Source organism: Ruminococcus sp. RTP21204st1_B2_RTP21204_210225 (assembly GCF_040914135.1).
In the GTDB taxonomy this organism is placed as follows: Bacteria; Bacillota; Clostridia; order Oscillospirales; family Ruminococcaceae; genus Hominimerdicola; species Hominimerdicola aceti.
In genome coordinates, this window is record NZ_JBCPGA010000072.1 from 1 (window position 1) to 7,010 (window position 7,010).

Sequence of the window (7,010 nt, forward strand, 5' to 3'; positions counted from 1 at the left end):
GCGACCGGAATGGGGCTCGAACCCACGACCTCTAGCGTGACAGGCTAGCGTTCTAACCAGCTGAACTACCCGGCCATATGAGCGGACTTTATAAGTCCGCTTGGTGGGAACAACAGGGCTCGAACCTGTGACCCTCTGCTTGTAAGGCAGATGCTCTCCCAGCTGAGCTATGCTCCCGTTAGCTGTCGTTTTGAGTTGTATCTCTCAGCGACGATATTTATTATACACTATCCAAAGCCATTTGTCAAGAGTTTTTTGAAATTTCTCAAAAAAAGTTTAAGTCCGCAAACGCTTTATTATCGGGCATTTGAATAGTGTACATAAAATATTCATTAAATATTATTCTTTTATTAACCCTAAAATCTCCTCAGGAGTAAAGTGATATTTCTTATCGCAGAAGTGACACTCAACGTCAGTACCACCGTCTTTAGAAAGATCTTCAAGTTCTGCCCTGCCTAAAGATATAAGAGCATTCTCTACTCTCTCCCTTGAACAATCACATCGATAATTAACCTCAAAATCATCAAGAACGTTCGGTTCAAGACCCTCCAAGGCTTTCATTGCAATAGCTTCTGTGGTCATACCACCACATATAAGCTTTGTTACAGACTCCATTCCGTTTATATTCTTCTCTATCTGATCTATAGCTGACTCAGGTGCAAACGGCAAAAGCTGAATAAGAAATCCACCAGCACAATTCACTGTCAGATCTGGATTTACAAGTACGCCAAGAGCGCAGACGCTTGGCACCTGCTCACTGACGGCAAGATAGTTAGTTATATCCTCTGCTATTTCGCCTGAAACAATAGGCACTTGTCCGCAGTACGGCTCTTTAAGTCCCATGTCCTTGACCACACTAAGCGTACCATTAGAGCCTACAGCCCCTCTGACATCAAGCTTGCCTTTATCGTTAAGCGGCAGTTCCACCACTGGATTTTGTACATATGCCTTAACATTTCCCATGCTGTCAGATACGCATATAAGCGCACCTGTAGGACCGTCACCGTCCATTTTTACAGTAATAGAATCATCTTTGCCTTTAAGTCCAAATCCCATGAGCGAAGTACCCATAGCAAGTCTGCCAAGTGCCGCCGTGACCACAGCGGAAGTTTTATGTATCTCCTCAATGCGTGAAACAATATCCTTTCCGTCGATAGCACTGCACACAACGGAAGCGTCTTTACTTATAACTCTAACTATTCTACCCATAAAATCACCCTCTGTTTATTCTCCTGCACACATAAAGAACTCTCTGCGTTTTATCATTAACTGGTGAGTCCTCAAAACCGTCATACTTTCCTATAAGCTCAAAATCATTTGACTTTACAAGCTCGCTCAAAAACTCGTCCGTATATATCCTCTCTGTGAAATCCTCGCTAAAACGACAATAAGAGCCGTCCTCCTGCTCCTCAAAGAAGTCAAGATATATGCTCACGCTGTCATCATCATTGAGCTCATTCTGCCATGCACAGAAAAGCCCATCAAGATCATAGCAGAACGCATTGTCTGCAAGGATCACTCGGTGCTTGTACACAGTATTTACATCAAATATGAAAAGTCCACCTTCGCAGGTAAATTTTGATACACACTCAAAAGTCTTTCTGACAGCTTCCTCATTTTCAAGGTGGTTTATGCTGTCAAGAACACAAACAACAGCATCAACTGCGCCATACAGATCAAGCTCAGTCATATCCTGCATAAGATACTGTATGTTCAGACCGCTTTCATAGCGCTTATCCATGGCTTCTTCCAGCATTTGATCCGACAGATCAACGCCTACCACATCATAATCAAGACGTGCAAGTGCTTCACTGAGCGAACCCGTGCCGCAGGCAAGGTCCAAAACAACCTCATGCTCTGAACTGTATCGTTTTATAAGCTCATGACACCGTGCCGCAATTTTTCCGTAATCGACATTCTCTGTAAGCTTATCATAGTAACAGGCAAATCTGCCGTATCCGCTCATTACTTATCTTCCTTCTTATCCAATCTGTCAAAAACGATATTATATCCGCCTGAGCCGTCATAAGAAAGCGAGCGGTTCACACGGCTTATAGTTGCCGTTGAAGCACCTGTTTCGTTTACTATATCGCTGTAAACATGATCCTTTGTAAGCATTTTTGCAACCTGAAAACGCTGCGAAAGTGCTTTCAGCTCAGGTATAGTGCAAAGATCTTTAAAAAACAGCCTGCATTCCTCGACAGTTTCAAGACAAAGCACTGCTTCATAAAGATCGTCTAAATTTTTGATCTCAAGTTTCTCTTTCATGAAAAAAATCTCCTTTACGTTTCATGGTGTAAAGTGTTAAACCATAAATATATTTTAACACAAGTCATGAAAAATGTAAAGGAGAATTATGAATTTTTTGTTTACTTACTCTTAATTTTTTCTTCTATTAGGCGTTAGAAAACCGCCGAATGATTTCGGCTCATCAGAAATATCCTCTTTATCATCGTAATATTCCTCTTCTTCGTCCTCTGTATCGCTTTCTAGTTTCTCTGGTGGCGTTATCTCAGCCCCCTCGGATATATCGTCTATTATTGCCCTCAGTTCATCTACGCCCTCTCCTGTGATAGCAGAGAACTCCACACAGGTGATGTCCTCAAAGCATGGTATCTCTGTCTTGAAAGCTTCCATACGTGCTTTTCTGGCGTTAGGCTTGAGCTTATCTGCCTTGGTGAACACGATTATAAATGGTATCTCAGCGTCAATAAGATAATTTATCATCATCAGATCGTCTTTGCTAGGCGGATGACGCATATCCACAAGCTGAAAAACAAGTGCAAGCTGTCTGCTGCCGTCGTCAAGATAGCCGCCTATAAGACTGCCCCACTGTCTTTTCTCGGACTTTGATACGCTGGCATAGCCATATCCAGGCAGATCAACGATATATATATTCTCCACCGAAAAGAAGTTTATTGTAACAGTTTTACCCGGCATAGAGCTTACTCTCGCCAAGTTTTTTCTGTTAAGAAGCTTGTTTATCAGCGACGACTTTCCCACATTCGACCTGCCGGAAAAGGCAAATTCAAGTCTGTCAGACTTGGGTATCTGCGAGAATTTTCCAAAGGAAGTATAAAATTCTGCTTTGTTATAATTCATAGGCGCCCTTTCTATACCGTTAATTTTTTTCGCTCCGGCTCGTTCTTGCTTAGGAGTTCAAGCGGAACATTATTTTTGCTGTTTGGAACAAGTGCAACGTCAAGCACATCCTGAATAGTCTTTGCGAACACGAACTCGCAACAAAGCTTTACTGTATCGTCAACGTCATCAAGATCGCCCTTATTAGCAAAAGGCACAATAATAGTCTTTACCCCCGCCTTGTATGCAGCCATAGTCTTTTCACGGAGACCGCCTATAGGCAGTACTTTGCCGCTAAGAGTTATCTCGCCTGTCATAGCAACGTCACTGCGTACTTTTATATTACCCAATGCAGAGATGATGCCCGTTATCATGGTAACACCTGCAGATGGACCGTCCTTAGGCACAGCACCCTCGGGAGCGTGTATATGCAAATCTTTTTTCTCGTAAAAGTCTTTATCGATGCCATATTTGTCAGCAACGCTTCTGCAATAGCTTACGGCAATCTTTGCAGACTCCTTCATAACGTCGCCAAGTGAGCCTGTAAGCTCTATTCTGCCCTTTCCGTCAAGTACAAGGACTTCCAAAGGCATGACAACTCCGCCCACTGACGTCCATGCCAGACCATTTACAGAGCCAACAGCATCTTTGTCTGATACAACATCAGGGAGATATTTCTCATGACCAAGATATTTTTCAAGATTATCCGCCTTGAAAGTAACTTTCTTAACGCCGTCTTCAACTATTTCCTTAGCAGCCTTTCGGCAAAGCGAGCCTAACTGTCTTTCAAGATTTCTCACGCCAGCCTCTCTTGTGTAGCTGTCTATAAGCTTATAGATAGCATCATTGCAGATGCGTATCTGAGATGCTTTAAGACCATTCTTACCTTCCTGCTTTTTAATAAGATGTTCCTTTGCAATATGGAACTTCTCCTCCCTAGTATAGCTAGACAACTCTATGACCTCCATACGGTCGAGAAGAGGTGCTTGAACAGTATCGAGAGTATTTGCAGTTGTAATAAACAGCACATCACTTAGATCAAATGGCACTTCAATATAATGATCTCTGAAAGCATTGTTCTGCTCGCTGTCAAGAACCTCAAGCATAGCAGACGATGGATCGCCCCTGAAATCATTGCTCATCTTGTCTATCTCATCAAGAAGAACGACAGGATTTTTACTTCCTGCAAGCTTCATGGCATTCATTATTCTTCCTGGCATTGCACCAACATACGTCTTTCTGTGACCTCTGATATCACTTTCGTCCTTAACACCGCCCAATGAGACCCTTACAAAGTTTCGATTAAGTGCTCTAGCGACAGACTTTGCCACTGAAGTTTTGCCAACGCCTGGAGGACCAACAAGACAGAGGATCTGCCCCTTGACATCAGGAGTAAGCGCTCTTACTGCAAGATTTTCAAGTATTCTATCCTTGACCTTTGCCATGCCATAGTGATCCTTGTCAAGTATCTGCTTTGCCTTTTTAACGTCTGTCCTATCCTTTGTGACAGCATTCCACGGCAATGCAAGCACTGTGTCGAGATAATTTCTCAGCACAACACCCTCCTGTGACATCATACCCATCTTGGAAAGCTTCCTGACCTCGCCCATAAGCTTATCACGAACTTCTTCGGACAATACAAGTGAATCTATCCTATGTGTGTACTCATCGATCTCATTTACATCTGAGCCGTCTTCATTTTCACCCAACTCATTCTGTAACGCCTTGATCTGCTCACGAATATAGTATTCGCGCTGACTTTCTTCTATCTGCGAATGGACCTGACTATGTATCCTTCTTTCAAGAGATAAAACATTGGTCTCTCGTGAAAGTATAGTGACCATAAGAATTAGCTTATCTGAAACAGATGGGGCTTCAAGAAGCGACTGTCTGTCAGTAAAAGCTAATGGAATATTAAATGCCAAACTTTCAAAAAGTTGAACAGGCGTTTTAGAACCAAGTATCTGGGCATAAAGTTCTTCAGGCATTTTAGGAACCACCTGAACATACTCTTCAAACTCATCTAAGACCGAACGAAAAACAGCAAGTTGTTCGTCATCGTCAAGCCTATCCTTTGAATAATTTGGTACAAGTCTTACATCAGCTTCATAGCAATCATCATACTGATAAAACTCAGCAAGTCTCGCTTTACGCAGACCTTCCACATAGCATCTGTATATTCCATCAGGCGCTTTAACGATCTGTCTTACCTTTGCTACAGTACCCACCTTGAACATATCCTTTTTTTCAGGCATTTCAAGATAAACGTCTTTTTGCGCACAAAGAAAAACAAGTTGATCGCCGTCCATGGCATTTTTCATGCTCTTTATAGTTCTTGGTCTGCCAACATCAAAATGCATAGACATTCCAGGAAAAACTACCAGATCTCTCGTTGGAACACACGGCATAATATTATTTATTTTAACATCAGTTTTATCTTTCATAGTTGCTCCATTTCCTTACAGCTCTACAAATACTGTAATGCTTTGTTATACAGCTTTAGTATATAATATCACATTTATGATACATTTGCAAGCCCCACTCAGAAACTTCCCCTTAACAAAAAGAGGCACCTATAAAGGTACCTCAAAATAGAAAACACTATTAGTCAGCTACATATGGAAGAAGTGCCACATGACGTGCTCTCTTGATAGCTGTTGTAAGTTCTCTCTGATGATAAGCACAAGTGCCAGTTACACGTCTAGGGAGGATCTTAGCTCTCTCTGTCATGCACTTTCTAAGCTTTGCGATATCCTTATAGTCGATCTTTTCAGCTCTGTCTGCACAGAACATACAAACCTTCTTACGACCTCTCTTCATAGGTCTGCTTGTATTTCTTTCCTTTTCCATGGTAAATTTCCCTCCTTAGAGAAATATTTTTTCAAAACTCCTCTGCTTAGAACGGTACTCCGTCATCGGTCAATACTTCTTCAAAATCATCAAGGTCACCAATGGACAAAGCGTCATTTGATGGAGCATTGTTATAGTTATTCTGATTAGAATTGTTTGCAGGCTGTGAATATCCACCATTGTTCTGCTGGTAATTATTCTGCTGATAACCACCATTTCCGTAGTTATTGGAATAGTTACCTGCTCCCTGCTGTTTTGGTTCACCCGTGAAAGACACACTGTCAACATTGACCTCAGTTGTATAATGCTTTACACCATTCTTGTCATCATAAGAACCTGTTCTTATCTGACCTTCAAGAGCGATCATTCTGCCCTTTGAAAAGTATCTGTTGATAAATTCAGCTCTCTGTCCCCAAGCAGTGCAAGTAATAAAATCAGTCTGCCTTTCAGCACCCTGACGAACTGGTCTGTCAACTGCAACATTGAATCTCAAAACTGCATTTCCACTAGGAGTCTGTCTTACTTCAAGATCCTGAGTGATCCTACCCATTAAAATAACTCTGTTAAGCATAACTTTTCCCTCTTTCGCAGTTTTACTTGACCGTTACTAAGAAACGGATCACGCCGTCTGTGATACCAAGAATTCTCTCAAGCTCAGCTGGAAACTCAGGCGTAGATGTGAATGACCACAGTACATAAGTACCTTCTGTTTCATAATTGATAGCATAAGCCAGCTTACGCTTGCCCCAATTACTAAGTGTAACGTCGCTTGCGTTTGCCTCGATCAAGTCATTGAACTTAGCTGTGAGTGTGTTTACAGCCTCCTCGTCAAGCTTAGAGCTGAAAATTACCATAGCCTCATAAGACTCATTAATTTTTGCCATTGCATTTGCACCTCCTTTTGGATTTCGCCTGTGCCGCAATTTGCACAAGCAAGGATAACTCAATTATTATAACACAAGACCGATTATCTGTCAAGTGTCACTTGCGTTTTTTTATGAACTTTTTGTAGTGCTACAATAGATATTGGACAAAATTAAGAAAAAAGAAAAGAGAGATAGGCAAAAATCTGATAAAAT

General features: G+C 41.7%; 8 protein-coding genes and 2 tRNA genes. All 10 read right to left on the minus strand.

Annotated elements, in window-relative coordinates:
• Position 1: 1 nt before the first annotated feature.
• Positions 2-75 (minus strand) — tRNA-Asp (locus tag AB5123_RS13515).
• Between the two features lie 26 nt (positions 76-101).
• Positions 102-177 (minus strand) — tRNA-Val (locus AB5123_RS13520).
• A 162-nt stretch (positions 178-339) separates the two neighbouring features.
• The gene (gene hslO, locus AB5123_RS13525) at positions 340-1,209 is read right to left on the minus strand and encodes an Hsp33 family molecular chaperone HslO (RefSeq protein WP_117857616.1); all 870 of its coding nucleotides are present in this window, start codon (positions 1,207-1,209) and stop codon (positions 340-342) included.
• Between the two features lie 4 nt (positions 1,210-1,213).
• The gene (locus tag AB5123_RS13530) at positions 1,214-1,966 is read right to left on the minus strand and encodes a class I SAM-dependent methyltransferase (protein WP_287615213.1); all 753 of its coding nucleotides are present in this window, start codon (positions 1,964-1,966) and stop codon (positions 1,214-1,216) included.
• Positions 1,966-2,268, minus strand: coding sequence for a YerC/YecD family TrpR-related protein (locus AB5123_RS13535; RefSeq protein WP_041337345.1), 303 nt, complete (start codon positions 2,266-2,268; stop codon positions 1,966-1,968). Before AB5123_RS13535 ends, AB5123_RS13530 begins: the two co-directional genes overlap by 1 nt.
• A 111-nt stretch (positions 2,269-2,379) precedes the next feature.
• Positions 2,380-3,102, minus strand: coding sequence for a ribosome biogenesis GTP-binding protein YihA/YsxC (yihA, locus tag AB5123_RS13540; protein WP_041337343.1), 723 nt, complete (start codon positions 3,100-3,102; stop codon positions 2,380-2,382).
• A gap of 11 nt (positions 3,103-3,113) precedes the next feature.
• Positions 3,114-5,525, minus strand: coding sequence for an endopeptidase La (gene lon / locus AB5123_RS13545; protein WP_041337342.1), 2,412 nt, complete (start codon positions 5,523-5,525; stop codon positions 3,114-3,116).
• A gap of 160 nt (positions 5,526-5,685) precedes the next feature.
• On the minus strand, positions 5,686-5,931 hold the full coding sequence (gene rpsR, locus AB5123_RS13550) for a 30S ribosomal protein S18 (RefSeq protein WP_022287519.1): 246 nt from the start codon (positions 5,929-5,931) through the stop codon (positions 5,686-5,688).
• A gap of 46 nt (positions 5,932-5,977) precedes the next feature.
• Positions 5,978-6,502: a single-stranded DNA-binding protein gene (locus tag AB5123_RS13555; RefSeq protein WP_022287518.1), complete on the minus strand. Its 525-nt coding sequence runs from the start codon at positions 6,500-6,502 to the stop codon at positions 5,978-5,980.
• Positions 6,503-6,524: 22 nt separating this feature from the next.
• Positions 6,525-6,815, minus strand: a complete 291-nt coding sequence (gene rpsF, locus AB5123_RS13560) for a 30S ribosomal protein S6 (RefSeq protein ID WP_022287517.1) — start codon at positions 6,813-6,815, stop codon at positions 6,525-6,527.
• Positions 6,816-7,010 lie beyond the last annotated feature (195 nt).

Bases quoted from the DNA above. Each gene is read 5' to 3' on its own strand.
- hslO (WP_117857616.1), bottom strand. From the start codon at position 1,209: ATGGGTAGAATAGTTAGAGTTATAAGTAAAGACGCTTCCGTTGTGTGC.
- AB5123_RS13530 (WP_287615213.1), bottom strand. From the start codon at position 1,966: ATGAGCGGATACGGCAGATTTGCCTGTTACTATGATAAGCTTACAGAG.
- AB5123_RS13535 (WP_041337345.1), bottom strand. From the start codon at position 2,268: ATGAAAGAGAAACTTGAGATCAAAAATTTAGACGATCTTTATGAAGCA.
- yihA (WP_041337343.1), bottom strand. From the start codon at position 3,102: ATGAATTATAACAAAGCAGAATTTTATACTTCCTTTGGAAAATTCTCG.
- lon (WP_041337342.1), bottom strand. From the start codon at position 5,525: ATGAAAGATAAAACTGATGTTAAAATAAATAATATTATGCCGTGTGTT.
- rpsR (WP_022287519.1), bottom strand. From the start codon at position 5,931: ATGGAAAAGGAAAGAAATACAAGCAGACCTATGAAGAGAGGTCGTAAG.
- AB5123_RS13555 (WP_022287518.1), bottom strand. From the start codon at position 6,502: ATGCTTAACAGAGTTATTTTAATGGGTAGGATCACTCAGGATCTTGAA.
- rpsF (WP_022287517.1), bottom strand. From the start codon at position 6,815: ATGGCAAAAATTAATGAGTCTTATGAGGCTATGGTAATTTTCAGCTCT.